Source organism: Acinetobacter sp. YH12094, assembly GCF_013419295.1.
Lineage (GTDB): Bacteria > Pseudomonadota > Gammaproteobacteria > Pseudomonadales > Moraxellaceae > Acinetobacter > Acinetobacter amyesii.
Window position 1 is genome coordinate 1 of sequence record NZ_VPAK01000010.1, and the last position, 14,710, is coordinate 14,710.

At 41.9% G+C, this 14,710-nt stretch carries 18 protein-coding genes and 2 tRNA genes; 8 read left to right on the forward strand and 12 right to left on the reverse strand.

The genetic code is table 11. The features are described from left to right. Positions 1-176: 176 nt before the first annotated feature. The 10 genes from FTU34_RS09090 to FTU34_RS09135 all read right to left on the reverse strand — a co-directional run bounded on the left by FTU34_RS09090 (position 177) and on the right by FTU34_RS09135 (position 6,993). Positions 177-1,538: a GGDEF domain-containing protein gene (locus FTU34_RS09090; protein ID WP_180035474.1), complete on the reverse strand. Its 1,362-nt coding sequence runs from the start codon at positions 1,536-1,538 to the stop codon at positions 177-179. A gap of 376 nt (positions 1,539-1,914) precedes the next feature. After that, the gene (locus FTU34_RS09095) at positions 1,915-2,193 is read right to left on the reverse strand and encodes a hypothetical protein (protein WP_078190480.1); all 279 of its coding nucleotides are present in this window, start codon (positions 2,191-2,193) and stop codon (positions 1,915-1,917) included. Positions 2,194-2,272: 79 nt separating this feature from the next. Then, positions 2,273-3,022: a hypothetical protein gene (locus FTU34_RS09100; RefSeq protein WP_180035473.1), complete on the reverse strand. Its 750-nt coding sequence runs from the start codon at positions 3,020-3,022 to the stop codon at positions 2,273-2,275. Between the two features lie 192 nt (positions 3,023-3,214). Further along, positions 3,215-3,742 carry a hypothetical protein gene (locus FTU34_RS09105; RefSeq protein ID WP_257226260.1) on the reverse strand — a complete coding sequence of 176 codons (528 nt, stop codon included), beginning with the start codon at positions 3,740-3,742 and terminating at the stop codon, positions 3,215-3,217. A 191-nt stretch (positions 3,743-3,933) separates the two neighbouring features. After that, positions 3,934-4,668 (reverse strand): class I SAM-dependent methyltransferase, encoded by a 735-nt coding sequence (locus tag FTU34_RS09110; protein WP_180035472.1) that lies wholly within the window; start codon positions 4,666-4,668, stop codon positions 3,934-3,936. A 103-nt stretch (positions 4,669-4,771) separates the two neighbouring features. Continuing rightward, positions 4,772-5,497: a hypothetical protein gene (locus FTU34_RS09115; RefSeq protein ID WP_180035471.1), complete on the reverse strand. Its 726-nt coding sequence runs from the start codon at positions 5,495-5,497 to the stop codon at positions 4,772-4,774. 30 nt (positions 5,498-5,527) lie between these two features. After that, positions 5,528-5,968, reverse strand: coding sequence for a hypothetical protein (locus FTU34_RS09120; protein ID WP_180035470.1), 441 nt, complete (start codon positions 5,966-5,968; stop codon positions 5,528-5,530). A 152-nt stretch (positions 5,969-6,120) separates the two neighbouring features. Further along, positions 6,121-6,196, reverse strand: a tRNA-Phe gene (locus FTU34_RS09125). Positions 6,197-6,333: 137 nt separating this feature from the next. After that, positions 6,334-6,409 (reverse strand) — tRNA-Phe (locus FTU34_RS09130). A 194-nt stretch (positions 6,410-6,603) separates the two neighbouring features. Next, a complete protein-coding gene (locus FTU34_RS09135; protein ID WP_078193146.1) occupies positions 6,604-6,993 on the reverse strand; it encodes a GNAT family N-acetyltransferase in 390 nt (129 codons plus the stop codon). A 97-nt stretch (positions 6,994-7,090) separates the two neighbouring features. On the opposite strand from FTU34_RS09135, the gene hisB reads away from it, so the two are divergent. The 8 genes from hisB (at position 7,091) to FTU34_RS09175 (ending at position 13,559) form a co-directional block, all read left to right on the forward strand. Continuing rightward, positions 7,091-7,684: an imidazoleglycerol-phosphate dehydratase HisB gene (gene hisB, locus FTU34_RS09140; protein WP_078190487.1), complete on the forward strand. Its 594-nt coding sequence runs from the start codon at positions 7,091-7,093 to the stop codon at positions 7,682-7,684. Next, on the forward strand, positions 7,684-8,301 hold the full coding sequence (hisH, locus tag FTU34_RS09145) for an imidazole glycerol phosphate synthase subunit HisH (protein WP_180035469.1): 618 nt from the start codon (positions 7,684-7,686) through the stop codon (positions 8,299-8,301). The genes hisB and hisH overlap by 1 nt, the downstream gene beginning before the upstream one ends. A 130-nt stretch (positions 8,302-8,431) precedes the next feature. Then, a complete protein-coding gene (locus FTU34_RS09150; RefSeq protein ID WP_180035468.1) occupies positions 8,432-8,941 on the forward strand; it encodes a DUF805 domain-containing protein in 510 nt (169 codons plus the stop codon). 230 nt (positions 8,942-9,171) lie between these two features. Further along, entirely contained in the window at positions 9,172-9,645 is a 474-nt protein-coding gene (locus FTU34_RS09155; protein WP_180035467.1) for a DUF805 domain-containing protein, read from the forward strand. Between the two features lie 155 nt (positions 9,646-9,800). Continuing rightward, positions 9,801-10,466 carry a 3'-5' exonuclease gene (locus FTU34_RS09160; protein ID WP_180035466.1) on the forward strand — a complete coding sequence of 222 codons (666 nt, stop codon included), beginning with the start codon at positions 9,801-9,803 and terminating at the stop codon, positions 10,464-10,466. A gap of 433 nt (positions 10,467-10,899) precedes the next feature. Then, complete coding sequence (locus FTU34_RS09165; RefSeq protein ID WP_180035465.1) at positions 10,900-11,664, forward strand: hypothetical protein; 765 nt, start codon at positions 10,900-10,902, stop codon at positions 11,662-11,664. A 193-nt stretch (positions 11,665-11,857) separates the two neighbouring features. Next, on the forward strand, positions 11,858-12,589 hold the full coding sequence (gene hisA / locus FTU34_RS09170) for a 1-(5-phosphoribosyl)-5-[(5-phosphoribosylamino)methylideneamino]imidazole-4-carboxamide isomerase (protein WP_180035464.1): 732 nt from the start codon (positions 11,858-11,860) through the stop codon (positions 12,587-12,589). Positions 12,590-12,671: 82 nt separating this feature from the next. Continuing rightward, complete coding sequence (locus tag FTU34_RS09175) at positions 12,672-13,559, forward strand: DMT family transporter (RefSeq protein WP_180035463.1); 888 nt, start codon at positions 12,672-12,674, stop codon at positions 13,557-13,559. Positions 13,560-13,649: 90 nt separating this feature from the next. Here FTU34_RS09175 and FTU34_RS09180 read toward each other — a convergent pair whose 3' ends face one another. Together FTU34_RS09180 and FTU34_RS09185 are read right to left on the reverse strand one after the other, a co-directional pair. Further along, positions 13,650-14,042, reverse strand: a complete 393-nt coding sequence (locus FTU34_RS09180; protein ID WP_168378990.1) for a hypothetical protein — start codon at positions 14,040-14,042, stop codon at positions 13,650-13,652. A 41-nt stretch (positions 14,043-14,083) separates the two neighbouring features. Beyond that, positions 14,084-14,710 carry a DUF1294 domain-containing protein gene (locus FTU34_RS09185; protein WP_180035462.1) on the reverse strand — a complete coding sequence of 209 codons (627 nt, stop codon included), beginning with the start codon at positions 14,708-14,710 and terminating at the stop codon, positions 14,084-14,086.

Below are 14,710 nucleotides of genomic sequence, written 5' to 3' on the forward strand. Positions count from 1 at the left end.
GTTCAAATGGCGATTCAGCGTTTAATTGGTTTTGGGAAAAAAGAAGAGTTTAAGGAAATTTTGGCAATTTTAAGAAAGCAGAATCCTGATAGGATAAGGGTTCTGTGAAATTTGTCGTGTACAGAGGATTAAATGCTAAAAAAGATGCCTTCACGGCATCTTTTTTTTTTGCCCATTTAGACTGCAATACTGCTTTCTGCTAACGGAATAATCTTTTGATAAACAAACTGATTTTTCCCCTGTGATTTCGCCTGATATAGGCAGGCATCGACATGCTGTAGAGTCGTGGAGTAATTAGACAAACTCAACTGTTGAAACTCGGCCAAGCCCATACTAAAGCTGACATCTAGCCTTAATTGATCTTTTCGAAACGGTACATGTTCGCAGCGTTCCAAAATTGTTTCACACAACATTTTACCCTGCTCCAAATCGGCACCTTCGAGCAAAATTAAAAATTCTTCACCGCCCCAGCGACTGATAAAACTCGCGCGAGGACTACAATTTTTTAAGATTTTTGCCAAATGCACCAAAACACTGTCCCCCATTTGGTGTCCATATTGGTCATTAATTTTTTTAAAATTATCGACATCGAGCAAAATGACACAGCCTTTATCAACCGCACCCTCTATAAATATTTGTTCTTTAAAAGCATGGCGATTTTTCAGCCCCGTCAACTCATCGCAAAAACTTACACGTTGCAAAGCCAAATACAGGCGTTTATTTCGTGCATATAGCTCACAAATAAACAGAAAAATGATCAGATAAATACCCAATGCCAAACGATAAGAACTGATCCGCGAGAGCATATGTACCTGTGCATCTGACCAATATTCCCCAGCCAATGGCATGGCACCATACCAACCACAGATCAGCGTCATTAAACCAATCAGCCAGCAAAAAGTTTTGAGGTCGTATTTGATCGCGTAATAACACATCAATAAAGGCAAGACCATGCAGGCATAGAAGATCTGATCATTTGAGATCACATATTGCACGGCCAATGCCACGATCAGATAGCCATAATCTATCCACGGTACATTCATCCAGCGCTGAACACCAAATAATAAACACACCACAGCCAAACTTGTTGCAAATTGCTCTAGAAAATAATCAACAAAGGCAAAGTATTGGTTGTCCATCTGAAAGCATGCCACGAATAATAGACTGCCTGCAAAAGCACCCACGATACTCGGAACAGTTAGCATCAGGGTTCGTTTAAAGCGGCGCTTTTTTAAATGGCTCAGTGCCAAATAGGCTTTAATAAATACCCAAATTTGAAATGCCGAAATCGCACACAGGAGAAATTTATCTTCTAAAGTTTTGGCGGGATCGACCATCAGCGAAGCCACAAAGATCGCACTAAAAGCATAGAGCACGATCAGTAAGTCGTGGCTTAAATGCTTCCGCACTAAAATCATGCCATAGGCCGCGAATACATTTACCACCCAAACAGGGCTAATAAATAATTCATAGGTATAGCCTATCGACACCAATGAAACCGCACATATGGCAAGCCATAGCAGTATTAATTTTTTCATACGCTAAAAAAATCGTCTCTAAAAATGGCGATAAACCTTTCATTCAAAGCCAATCGGTCTAAGGTTAGAATGCTTGCAAGTTCAATACAGCTCAGCTTCTTATGCGATATGGGCTGCTGGCTAAAAATTTATGTTTAAATTTTCGGCGTATTTTAAGTGATTTAAGTCACACTATTGATTAATAGTTGTATTAAATTTGCAATTTAAACAATCGAAGGCTATTTTAAAGCCAATGTTTTTTGCGTTATTCATGCTAGTTCGGAACTCAGCTCCCAAATTGATGCTCGATAGCAACAAAAAAGCCATCCGCTAAAGGATGGCTTTCACTTGTATAACATGTCTTGAAGCTGTGCTGAATAATTTGAATGAAAAGGACTTATTTTAATATTTGTAATTGTTCCATCAACCAAGCCATGTATTTATCTTGATCCATAAAGTCAGGGGCCGTCCCTGTATCCAAACTATAAAATTGTTGATTAAATTCAATCACAATTTGTTCAGTCAGATGCCAATCTTCAATCATGCGAAAATACTGACTGAAGAAAAACCGGTTCTTGCCCCAATTGTTTAGACTTTCCAAACGTGGATATTGGCGGTTTGCGATAAAGTCGATATAGACCTGCTGAATATCATCAAAAATCTGAATAGCTCGCATGAGCATGGACCTCTATATGATGTAAAACCCTGCTATAAGCCACTTTATCGCGCAAATTTGAAAGAGTGATGACAGTCAGTTAAAGCTTTTGTTTCAACTCTGAACGGTTCTTTTGGCGGATTTCATCCATTTGCGCATTGAGCGCTAACATCTCTGTATAAAGCTGATTAAACTGCTTTAAAGGCGCATCTTCATAGAACATAAATAATTTATTTTTCTTTTCCCATTTATTGGCTTTCAGCACAGCAAAGAGCTCATCAGCCTTCGCCAAGCTTTGCTTTTCTAACTCAAATAAAGCATGCGACTCATCAGTATCACGACTGTCTCTTAAACTCTGGGCAATTTGCTGACGAAACACCTGTTTGACCGCCAACTGTTTGGCCTGAGCTAAACCATTTTCCTCTTGCTGAGTGGTTTTTTGCTCATAAGCATCGACCACAGCATGCACCTGTTGCAGCATTTGCTCAGTCTCTTGATATTGGTTTTTTTTATCTTGCAACAAGCGATCGATGTCGAGAAATTTATCCCAATTCAGTGCTTTAAGATCACGAATATATTGATTCCGCGCTTCTGCACGCTGCAGCATTTGGCTCAAAATAAAATCCGACATGATTTTATAATCACCCGTTAGCCGTGCATCTGTCACATTGAGTTGTATCGGCTCTTCCCAGTGCTGAGCTTGCTGAAAAATTTGCTCGGTTTTTTCGCGCAAAACCGTTTCATAGGTCGAGAGTTGCACAGCTTCTTTTTGCTGTACTGAATATTGATAAAACATCCATCCAAAGACCAATACCGTAGCACTGGCCAAGACAACAAAGATACGCGGCATAATGAGCTCCGAATGCCCTTTTATTCAGTTTAACCAAAAGTTTGAAGGTTGACGATAAAATAGCCATGCTTTTTAAGAAGGCTATTTGAAAACATCAATGTCAATACACTTAAATTGCGCATGTCATCAAAACGAAAATTCATGGATAAAACATGAATTTTCGCCTTCAATTTGCTGTAGAGATGTATTCGATTATGGGGTCTTGATCGGATTGGTATTTAACTGACGGTCAATATTGCCGAGATTGATCTGATCACGACTGATTTGCACATTGGTCGCGTTTCGGTCGATCCCAAAGGGTTGCAACATAATATATAAACCATTGCGTGGGTCAGAAGACTGCAAACCTGCGGCAATATCTAAAACATGCTGCTGCATCAAAGGTGATAAATTGGACATATCAGGCACTGCTGTCGCAGGCAAGACATCTACATTTGACACGATTGTTGCATCGACACCTTTGTTTTGCGTATCGCGCTCAAGTTGTATCACCCGTTGCTGTAAGGCTTTACGGCGATCCACCTGCTCTTGATACTCAACAATGCCCGTCTCTGCACGCATTTCACGCTCTGCCATAATGGTTAAAGCAGGCATCTGAATAGCTTGTTGTTCGGTATCCTCAGCTTTTGTAGTGGCTTTTTCCGCAGCCAAAGTACTCATAGCCGTCATTGCTGCACTAACAAAAACCAAAATGGAAACAGATTTAGGGAGATTCATCATGTTCATTCCGAGAGATTTAAAAATAGAAATTGAAAAATTTACACTGCTATTATTGTACAACAATTAATCAATTCACTAGATTTAACCCCGACAAACGGCACGAAAGTACAGCCGATTCAAACCTCACGTTGCTCATTCTAGACTTAAGATTTCATCCTTTATCTATCTATATTGCGGCTACTTTTTCTTTTTTATACGGTCCCGATTCTTAACAGCACAGGAAATGACAAAGCAAACTCTTGCTGCGGATGACGGCTAAAGAAATCGTGCAAAGCTGCACACGGTTCAAGTGTCGGATGTTGCTGTTGGTAGTGTTTTAGCCCAGACCACGTTTGCAAATAGTCCAAAATTTGCTGTGCACTCCACCTGTAATTTAAAAATAGCTGAGGTGTCGCTAACTCCTGAAATGGAAACGGAATACTGCGATATTCTTCATCAATGTAACGACGTTCAGCATCCCAATAGCCCTTTAACATGACAAAATACAGATCCTGTAAAAGCTGGTTCAATTCCGCATGTTCAAATCGAATCAGACCATAGCCCACAATGGCGATGTGACCATGGGGTTTCAATACTCGTCGTACTTCTGCATAAAAGGCAGCAAAATCGAACCAATGAATCGCTTGCGCAACTGTGATTAAATCCACTGAATGGTCTGCAAGCGGACAATGTTCTGCGCTGGCTTGCTCATAACGCACATTGTCTAAATTGGGTGCTTGTGCCAATTGTTCGGCACTCAGATCTGTCGCTAAAACCTGTTGAAAATAGGACGCCAAACCTTTGGTAAATTGACCTGAACCTGCACCACAGTCCCATGCCAGTTCACGTACGGCAACATGCTGCAAGATGCTATCGACGACTTCAGCAGAATAACTTGGACGTGATTGTTGATACAGCGCACTCCCTGTAGAGAAAAGGTCTTTCATTGTAAATTCATTATTTATTTTTTTATCAGTTTAATCGAATTTTTAGAGTCGGAAACTAGCACTTAAGTCCTAGCTTCAGCGATAAAATTTGAGCTTCAAATATTTACTCAATCACGTGCTGTATATAAAAACTGGTCTGTGCAATCGGGCTTAATTGATCATTCATTTGATAATATTTCACATCATAATGACCAGTTTTCCATCCAGTCATAGGATAGAAACTCACCCAGTTTTGTTGCTGTTGCTCACTAACTTTGCGTGGCGTAAAGAGCAGCACTTCACCGCTATCACGATGCGTCCAACGCACCATAACTTGCGTATTGTTTGGAACTTTACCCATGGTATCAAAATGTGCATACAACGGCTGTGTGACATAGATTTCACGAGGTAAAACTTGATCTACATCTGTCTGTGATTGATCAGTCACATAGGCTTGCCCTGCCAATCGCTGCTGCGGATCATTTTTGGCTTGTAGAAATTCGTCTAATATCTGCTGCGCAAACTGCTGCTTATTTTGAATCCCTGCAAAACTGTAATTGGGAAATGCCTGCTGTAAATATTGCCCCAATTGTTGATCTGAAGTCTGCTGAATAATCCTCTTTAGCTGAAGATGTTGGCCTTTGAGTTGTTGCTGTATATCTTTAGAATGAGGCTGATCCGAGGCATCTCGATCTAAAGCCAAGAGTGCCACAGGATTATTCGTCGCCAAAGAGACAAGCGAGTGCTCAAGTGGCGGTGACGTCAAGCTTGGTTGGTCATTCCACGATGCCGCAATATAGCCCAGTGCAAAACAGAGCAGTCCAAGCGCCGCATATTGAAGTCGCTTCAACTGTCACTCCACGAACCTATGTTCATTTAATTAAAAGCCACAGCGAAGCACTTCTGTGCCGACAATATACTCACCAGAGTTCATCGTCGTACCCGTATTAATCACCTGATTTAAGCTAAAGTTAGATCCAACTTTTAATTTAAGCAGACCATTATCACATGCTGCAGTTATTCTGCTGCCCGATTTCATATTGGATACACAGCCCGTTTTGGTCACGGCATAAATTGTTTGCCCTGCGGAAATACTGGTGCTGCACGATGCTGTAATTATTTTATCGAGCGATGATTCACAGGAAGAGCAATTGCCATTATCACAAAGCGCTGCTGCATTTTCACTTTTACATTCATAGGTCACACCATTTTGGATAATGGTTTTAGAATAGGAAGAATCGACATTACTGCCGCCCCCGCCACCACATGCGCTCAGCAAGGCACTCATGCCGATCAAAATAGGAAATAATATTTTTTTCATAACCTTAACCCTTATTTTTTAATAATTTTCTTATAGCCATTGGGCTCATCATCTGGCATCGATTGTAGCAGTTAAACCGTGCAAAATATCAACAACTAAAAAACAACAGGCAAAAAAAAACCTCAAACAATGGTTTGAGGTTTTTTCGAATATGGTGGCGAGACCCAGGATCGAACTGGGGACACACGGATTTTCAATCCGTTGCTCTACCTACTGAGCTATCACGCCGATGCGGTGTATTAAGCCGTATCTTAGTTAATTAGTCAATCATATTTATAAAAATATTTTTTGTATGCATATTTTTTAGGCAAAAAAAATCCCTGATGGGATCAGGGATTGATAAACTGAAAAATCAGTTTTGAATATGGTGGCGAGACCCAGGATCGAACTGGGGACACACGGATTTTCAATCCGTTGCTCTACCTACTGAGCTATCACGCCGATGGGGCGTATTAAACAATTTAAGCTGAATGCCGTCAAGCATAAGCATGGGCTTTTTTCTCAAATGTTTATTTTTAAATCAATATTTCACACTAATCGCTTACTTTTTGTCTTATTTACATTTAAGTCTGAGTCAATTTAATTATTCAGACGAAAAAAAGACAGCACGGAGACTGTCTTTTAAAAATTGAACTTTACTCAACTACGTCAATTTTACCAATGTGTGCCAAACAGCGGTGGATCGCGCCACAACCTGGCTCGAAAGTTTTTACACCTTTTTCTTCCTCCATACGTGTCGCTTCACTCACTAGACGTTCTGCAACACCACGCCCACGATTTGCTGGGTGTACCACAATATATTCAAGGGTTTTGCTTTCACCTTGGCCTGTACACCAAATCGCGCCAATCAATTTTGTATTAAATTCTGCAGTATAAACTAAGGTATACTGAGCTAAGTTCTGCTCAAGTTGTTCAATCGCATCGGAACCGTCGCTAAACTCAGGGCTGGTGTCATACAGTCGCTCAAGCTGGCTGCGCACTTCATCATTTTCCAAAGAAGTATAGGCATGTACGGTAATAGGCATTGATAAACCCTCCTGAGCAATCTAATATGCGGTGACTTTTCGTCACAGCGAAAATATTTTTACATCAATCATTTTGACGTATTTGAGGAACGTGTCTATGACAGATCGTATCAGTGAAGTGGTAAGAAACACCAACGAAACCAAAATTCGAGTTCGTGTGAATCTTGATGGTACTGGTCAAGGCACTTTAAACACTGGTGTTCCATTTTTAGATCATATGATTGATCAAATCAAGCGACATGGTCTGTTTGATATTGATATTCATTGTGATGGCGATCTTGAAATTGACGATCATCATACCGTAGAAGACTGTGGGATTACACTTGGCCAAGCCTTTGCTCAAGCACTGGGCAATAAAAAAGGTTTACGTCGCTACGGTCACTTCTATGCGCCGCTGGATGAATCACTGAGTCGTGTTGTGGTGGATTTATCTGGCCGTCCGGGTCTGTGGATGGATATTCCATTCACTCGCGCGCGCATCGGGACTTTTGATGTGGATCTTTTCTCTGAATTTTTCCAAGGTTTTGTGAACCATGCGTTAATGACGCTGCACATCGACAACCTAAAAGGTAAAAACAGCCACCACCAAATTGAAAGCGTATTTAAAGCCTTTGCCCGTGCATTACGTATGGCGTGTGAAGTTGACCCGCGTGCCGAAAATACTGTTGCGTCTACCAAAGGAACATTGTAATGACCCGTATTGCCCTTCTTGACTATGGCATGGGAAATCTTCACTCAGCAGCAAAAGCCCTCGAACACGTGGGCGCAACTGTTGATGTCACCAATGATCCTAAGCTGATTGCACAAGCAGATAAAATTGTGTTCCCCGGTGTGGGAGCAATGCGTGACTGTATGCAAGGCATGCATGATGCAGGGATTGATGAAGTCGTCCGTAAAGCGGCATTTAATAAACCTGTGCTTGCGATCTGTGTCGGCATGCAAGCCCTAATGCAGCATTCCGAAGAAAATGGCGGTGCAGATGCATTGGGTATTTTTGAAGGTTCGGTTAAACGCTTCCCTGATGTAGAGGGATTAAAAGTGCCGCACATGGGCTGGAACCAAGTGCATCAGGCAGACCCAAGCCACCCGATGTGGAAAAACATTGAGCAAGATGCACGTTTCTATTTCGTACATAGCTTCTATGTAGAGCCGCAAGACTCAAGCATTGTCGCTGCTACCTGTGACTATGGTTTGGAATTTTGTACCGCAATTCACAAGGGAAACTTGTTTGCGACACAATTTCACCCAGAAAAAAGTCATACAGCCGGTCTGCAATTGCTGAAAAACTTTGTGGAATGGGATATTTAAAATTCCTTCGCCGCAAAAAAGCCCGCTCCTTGCGGGCTTTTTTGTACTGTTTATTTTTCATCCTTTTATTTTCTACATATTCATTTTAGAATTTGCCTACTTATAAAAATACCAAAGCCTAGGAATAATAATGAATACATTCACATCTGACTCACCGACCCAAGCCAGTGGCCGCTTTAGCCGGCGCGCATATCTTGCATGGAATCTACTTCTCGGCATTATTTTTACGCTAATTGCTGTTGTAGTCGGCCTGCTCATACCCGGTGCGCAAAATGCGTTGACTGAGGGTGCAATGTCGACGCCACTCATGATTATTTTCTTTATCATGTATGCCATCGTCATTTATTACAGCGTCATTTTCTTAATCCGTCGTTTACATGACCGAGACCATTCTGAATGGCTTGCACTGCTGATCTTAGTTCCTGTAGTGAATATATTGTTTGCGTTCTATGTGTTATTTGCACCGGGTAATAACGGTAGTAATAGCTTTGGACAACCACGCCCGACCAAAGGCTGGGAAACAGTGCTGGCTGTTTTGTATATCGTGGTGTTTATAGTCGGGATACTTGCTGCGATCATGATTCCGTCTTACCAAAACTATGTGATCCGCTCTCAGCAAACCACGATTCAACAACAATAATGATAAATCATTAAATGCCGCCTAGATCGCTCTAAACAGCAATACATCTACTCAAACAAACTCACACATGTGGGCTTTTTTTGTACTTTACCTTTATAATCAACGCGCTTTTTATGTTCAGGATCAAATCCTGTACTTTTTCACATTTTTATGTCGTTTTTAGCTCAATTTTTTTGCGGCTAAAAATGAATGATAACTATACTTTTTACGATAATTTAAGATCATTTAATATGAATAATTCACCCAATATAAACTCTGGTTGGAACCGTGACGGTCGTTTTAATCGCATGTCTTTTATCGGTTGGAATGTCTTCTATGGCCTCATGCTGAGCATATTGATGCTACTGATCGTCAGCATGATGCCCAATACCCTCAATGCCCTAATAGCTCATGCTGAAAATCCAATGACGCAAGTGATTGGATTGATCCTAAATATTTTAATGCTGATCCCTTTGATGATTTTTTCAGTGCGTCGTTTGCATGACTTTAATCTCTCAGGCTGGTTTGCACTCTTAGAGTTGATTCCGTTGCTCAATATCGTCATGTGCATTGCGCTGATGCTCATCCCGGGGTCTGCAAATGCCAATCAATATGGCGAGCCACGTACATCCAAAACATGGGAAGTGGTCCTCGCCTTTCTCTTTATCGGTTTATTCTTACTGATCTTGGTAAATGTATTATTTACTGCGCGTTTTCTATTTTAAGTCGTCACTGACTTTAAGCCTATTGGTCACTGTCATAGCAACGCGCTATGACAGGCAGGTGAGTCAATGGCTCATGCTCAACGCCACATCTCGGTATTTGCATTTCCCTACTAAACGCTCTAGGCTGCAACAACAAGCCTTTGAATTGAATCACAATGACTGATGCTCTACTGACACCTATTTTGCCAACAAAAGAACAGATTAAAGATTTTCCATTGTTCCAAAATTTAGTGCCAGAGCAGATCCATGTCATTCACAATGCAGAACAATGCCAACACTGGGCCGATGAATTGCAGACGACTGCCTTATTCGGTTTCGACTCTGAATCTAAGCCGACTTTTCGTAAAGGTGAGGTCTCTACCGGTCCACATTTAATCCAACTCGCTACGGCGCAACAGGCGTGGTTGTTTCAAATGAACGAATGCACTTGGGATTTTTTAAAGCCGATCTTGAGTAATCGTGATCAAATTAAAGTGGGTTTTGGCTTAAAAAATGATGCGCATTTATTTCGTAAAAAAGGCATCGAACTGAATAGTGTATTGGAACTCTCCAAGTGCTTTGCTTCTTTTGGCTTAAGCCAACCTTTAGGTTTAAAAAATGCCATGGCACTGCTTTTTCGTGTGAATTTTCCAAAATCTAAATCGGTCAGCACCTCGAATTGGGCCAAAAAGCGCTTAAGTCCGGAGCAAATTCGTTATGCCGCTGCCGATGCCTATGCCCCTGTTTTGGTCTTTGAAGAATTATTACAACGTGGCTTATTACCCAAAACCATTCCCAATACTTCTCTCAAACTAAGAATTCGTCCGCACATGAATTTATAAATCCTTAATTATTTTAAGGATTTAATTTATATTCAGCGATGTAACCGCTCTGTAACTGGATATTGCCCCAACCTATGGCATGACTAAGTGCAAAGATCGGCTGAAGAGTGCCAATGAATTTGCAGTTTATTTGCACTAGAGATTTAAACAGTACGTTATTGCCTTAAAAATAGTCACAGCACAGTCTAAAAACAATAAAATCGCACCTTTTAAGTACATTTATATCTTTGATTTAAATCATTTTAATTACATTAATATACATTTATATTTTTATTCAGCTAAGGTTTTGATCTCTCTGGGTTTTCTAGCAGAATTACATGATTTATCTCCTTCTTTCTATACTTTCATAATTTGTTTTCATCAATCTCCTTTTGCTAAAACAAGTCTGCCAAATACATAACACATCATAATTTAAAAGCTTGGAGAACCTGACATGTTGAACTTATTTACAGGAAAAATCAGCGGTGTACTCAGCCTGACTTTACAAGGGATCAGTAAAGCGGTTGGACTGGTTTTAAATACTGTTTTAGATACTGTAGACAGCGTATTAGAGACCGTAAGTAGCTTAACAGCGCCCTTAACGGATGCACTGACTGAGCTTCCGCTCATTGGTGGGACCATCGAAAAAGTACTCACGGTTGAAAATCAGTTGGTCGGCACCTTAGGCGAAGGCTTACATGCGGTAGCCGATCAACTAGCGACAGGTGATCTTCTCGGCGGTGTACAAACCGCTCTCAATGGCGTAACTGGTGTGGTCGGCCAAACCGTGACGGAAGTTGCAGGTTTGGTTGATCATCTCAGTGGCGTGGCTGCACCAATCACAGATGTACTTTCTGACCTGCCATTGCTGGGCGGTCTATTGGATGCAGTAGGCGAAACTACGGGGAATTTAACAGGCTTGTTGGCTGAAACGGGCGACTATGTAGCCAGTATTGATCCTACCGAATTATTAACATCCGTCCTGAATGATCCTTTAGCAAGTATGGGTAGTGTCGTGCAAGATGTTTCAGGCACTTTAGATGCCTTACTGGATGATATTGTACCGATTACATCGATTGCCACTGAACTCCCTGTGGTGGGTGATCTTGTTCAAGTGGTCGGTGAAAGTACCACAGCCCTCAATCAAGGCTTATACGATGTCGGTAGCTTACTTCAATCCGTAAACAGCGATTTATTACAAACAACCGCTTATGTTTAATGACTAAAAACGCTAATACACAGCGCATTTTTATAGACCAACAATAAAATCCAATCCTTTATTTGCACTAGCCTGACCTATGTCAGGCTTTTTTAATTCATCAATTCTGATATTAGCATTTAGTGAATAGCCGTTTATTTGATAAGATTAGGTACAAATTCATTCTTAATTTGATTGAGCAAGGAGCGAAAGCATGCTGATCATCCCTGCAATTGACCTGAAAGATGGCAAATGTGTCCGTTTAAAACAAGGTCGTATGGAAGACGATACCGTATTTTCTGACGATCCAGTGGCAACTGCACAGCATTGGGTAAATGAAGGCGCGCGTCGCTTACATTTGGTAGATTTAAACGGTGCTTTCGCTGGTACACCGATTCATAAGCCTGTGGTTGAAGCGATTGCTAAAGCACAGCCTGAATTACCAATTCAAATTGGTGGTGGTATCCGCTCTCTTGAAACTATTGAACACTACCTTGATGCAGGCGTATCGTTTGTCATCATTGGTACAAAAGCGCTAAAAGAGCCTGAATTTGTTGAAGAAGCGTGCAAAAAATTTGCAGGCCATATCATTGTCGGTATCGATGCCATGAACGGTATGGTAGCAACAGATGGTTGGGCAAATGTCACTGATGTGAAAGCTACTGATTTGGCAAAACGCTTTGCAGATGCTGGCGTATCGAGCATCGTCTACACCGACATCGCACGTGATGGCATGATGCAAGGTGTGAACGTTGAACAAACCGTAAACCTTGCAACATATTCAGGCTTACCTGTTATTGCATCGGGTGGCGTGACTAACCTTGACGACGTACGTAACTTAAAAGGCCAACCGGGCATTTTAGGTGCGATTACTGGTCGTGCAATTTATGAAGGGACATTGAACCTTCGTGAAGCTCAATTACTGCTTGATCAACAAAGCTTGTAATTTGCCCGAGCAGAAAAGAGGTCTTCGGGCCTCTTTTTTTATTTCTCATTTTTATTTCCCCTCTTCGAACAATCAAATACACATGTCAACCGTCCAATCTGCTTGGAAAGCCAAGTTTCCGCAGCTCGCACTCATCCTGATTACCATGATTTGGGGCGCCAGTTTTATCACCGTGCAATACGGTTTAAATTTTAGCAGTCCCGTGCTGTTTGTCGGTCTACGTTTTGCCGCAGCAACACTGGCTGTGAGTCTTTTATCACTCAAATATCTTAGACACTTTTCTCAATATGATGTCATTGCGGGCGCAAGTATCGGCGCGGTGATTGCGATCGGCTATGCGACGCAAACAATCGGCCTGCAAAGCATCAGCAGCAGTGAATCAGCTTTTTTAACAGCGCTGTATGTACCGCTGGTGCCGATTTTTATGTGGCTCTGTTTTCGGCATAAACCGCATGTGATTACATGGCTGGGTGTGTGTTTGGCTTTTGTTGGTTTGGTCTTTTTAACTGGTAATGGTTTTGGCGCCATTCAGCTCAACTTTGGACAAATCATTACGCTGCTCGGGTCGATTGCCATTGCCTTTGAAATTATCTTGATCAGTTATTTTGCACCCCGCGTCAATCTACGCAGAGTGACGGTTCTACAATTGGCATTTGCCTCACTGTTCTGTTTTTGCTTTGCTCCAATGGTAGGTGAAACCACATTGCCCAAATTTGAATGGCCATTAATCGCTGTACTGTGCGGATTGGGGCTGGCCAGCGCCGTGATTCAACTGGTGATGAACTGGGCGCAGCGTATGGTTGATCCTGCACAGGCGGCAATCATCTATGCAGGTGAACCGGTTTGGGCCGCAATCATTGGGCGGCTTGCAGGTGAACGCTTAACACCGCTCGCTCTCATTGGCGGACTGTGTGTAGTGCTTGGTGTGATTGTGAGTGAATGGCGGCCGAAATGGTTAAAGAAACGCTAATTTCTGCATCCTCTATTAGATCAAAAAAGCGACTCATACGGTCGCTTTTTTGATGCTAAGATTTTTATTCCAAAAAGTTCTGAACTCGCATTACTCATACATCGGTCGGTTGTCATTGACACGGATTAAACCTTTAATCGCGCGGTACACAATCCATAACCAAGACAGTCCGATTACCGTGACGCAGAAGGTACTCGCTCCCAGTGCTACACCTGCAAAAGCATTGGCATTATTGCCGGTAAAGAACAGAAAAATAAAAGGCACGAAAGCAATGATGTTCCAAATGAGATACCACCAAAACGTACGGATCTGCCAAGTAAAATGGCTTTCAAAAATCGTACCGCGGACATCACTGCGTTTGACGTAATTGATAATCAACGCGAGGACCGCAAGCAAGCCGGCAGAAAAAATCGCCACAATATAAAGAATATACAAAATAATCGTGAGCAGGCGGTTTGGATCTTTATCAATGGAATAATTCATTTCGCTCTCCGTCATGATGATTTTGTGGATCGTTCCACCTACTAAATATGCAGGATATTAAATGGTGAAATTAGCCATAAAATCAGTAATATGTTAAAGGCTATGGTACAGAAGTATATTTTCCGAAACGGTTGTTTTTGTGTTTTATGCCGCAAACGTTGCTGAGCTAGCCATGCCGCCGGCCACCCACCTAAAAAAGACAAAAGATGCAGTGTATTTTCTGGCACACGTCGGTTGCCCATTTGCGCAGCTTCTTTATCTTGAGCATAGAACCAATAGGTCAGGACATTAATAATACTCACAAAAAGCAGCACCATGCCACTGAGTAAACCCGCCACAGATAAGCCCGCCAAGGCTAGGATATACACAATGCATAAGATTTGCATCGGCTCTGCCTGACGTGGCATCTGCACCACATTTTTTTTATTGGGGCGTTGTGTAGCTTTGGTTTGTGAGGCTTTTAAATAATGCACTTGCTGCGCACGAAAGCGTCCGCGTTCGTCTAAGATCACAGCATAATCCAACGCGCAGCCCACGATTGGTCGTGGGCCGGGACGGGAAAAGTCTTTGATGTGCAAAAATACGCGATCTTTGGTGCTATCGTTCGGTTGAATGAAGCCGTAGCCCTTGTCATCAAACCATTCTACTAAGCGTCCTTGATCACGCAT

Coding starts and splice junctions, on each gene's coding strand:
- FTU34_RS09120 (WP_180035470.1), bottom strand. CDS start 5,968: ATGAAAAAAATATTATTTCCTATTTTGATCGGCATGAGTGCCTTGCTG.
- FTU34_RS09180 (WP_168378990.1), bottom strand. CDS start 14,042: ATGAATTATTCCATTGATAAAGATCCAAACCGCCTGCTCACGATTATT.
- hisH (WP_180035469.1), top strand. CDS start 7,684: ATGACCCGTATTGCCCTTCTTGACTATGGCATGGGAAATCTTCACTCA.
- FTU34_RS09105 (WP_257226260.1), bottom strand. CDS start 3,742: ATGATGAATCTCCCTAAATCTGTTTCCATTTTGGTTTTTGTTAGTGCA.
- FTU34_RS09185 (WP_180035462.1), bottom strand. CDS start 14,710: ATGCGTGATCAAGGACGCTTAGTAGAATGGTTTGATGACAAGGGCTAC.
- FTU34_RS09095 (WP_078190480.1), bottom strand. CDS start 2,193: ATGCGAGCTATTCAGATTTTTGATGATATTCAGCAGGTCTATATCGAC.
- FTU34_RS09135 (WP_078193146.1), bottom strand. CDS start 6,993: ATGCCTATTACCGTACATGCCTATACTTCTTTGGAAAATGATGAAGTG.
- FTU34_RS09090 (WP_180035474.1), bottom strand. CDS start 1,538: ATGAAAAAATTAATACTGCTATGGCTTGCCATATGTGCGGTTTCATTG.
- hisA (WP_180035464.1), top strand. CDS start 11,858: ATGCTGATCATCCCTGCAATTGACCTGAAAGATGGCAAATGTGTCCGT.
- FTU34_RS09110 (WP_180035472.1), bottom strand. CDS start 4,668: ATGAAAGACCTTTTCTCTACAGGGAGTGCGCTGTATCAACAATCACGT.
- FTU34_RS09175 (WP_180035463.1), top strand. CDS start 12,672: ATGTCAACCGTCCAATCTGCTTGGAAAGCCAAGTTTCCGCAGCTCGCA.
- FTU34_RS09165 (WP_180035465.1), top strand. CDS start 10,900: ATGTTGAACTTATTTACAGGAAAAATCAGCGGTGTACTCAGCCTGACT.
- FTU34_RS09150 (WP_180035468.1), top strand. CDS start 8,432: ATGAATACATTCACATCTGACTCACCGACCCAAGCCAGTGGCCGCTTT.
- FTU34_RS09100 (WP_180035473.1), bottom strand. CDS start 3,022: ATGCCGCGTATCTTTGTTGTCTTGGCCAGTGCTACGGTATTGGTCTTT.
- FTU34_RS09160 (WP_180035466.1), top strand. CDS start 9,801: ATGACTGATGCTCTACTGACACCTATTTTGCCAACAAAAGAACAGATT.
- hisB (WP_078190487.1), top strand. CDS start 7,091: ATGACAGATCGTATCAGTGAAGTGGTAAGAAACACCAACGAAACCAAA.
- FTU34_RS09155 (WP_180035467.1), top strand. CDS start 9,172: ATGAATAATTCACCCAATATAAACTCTGGTTGGAACCGTGACGGTCGT.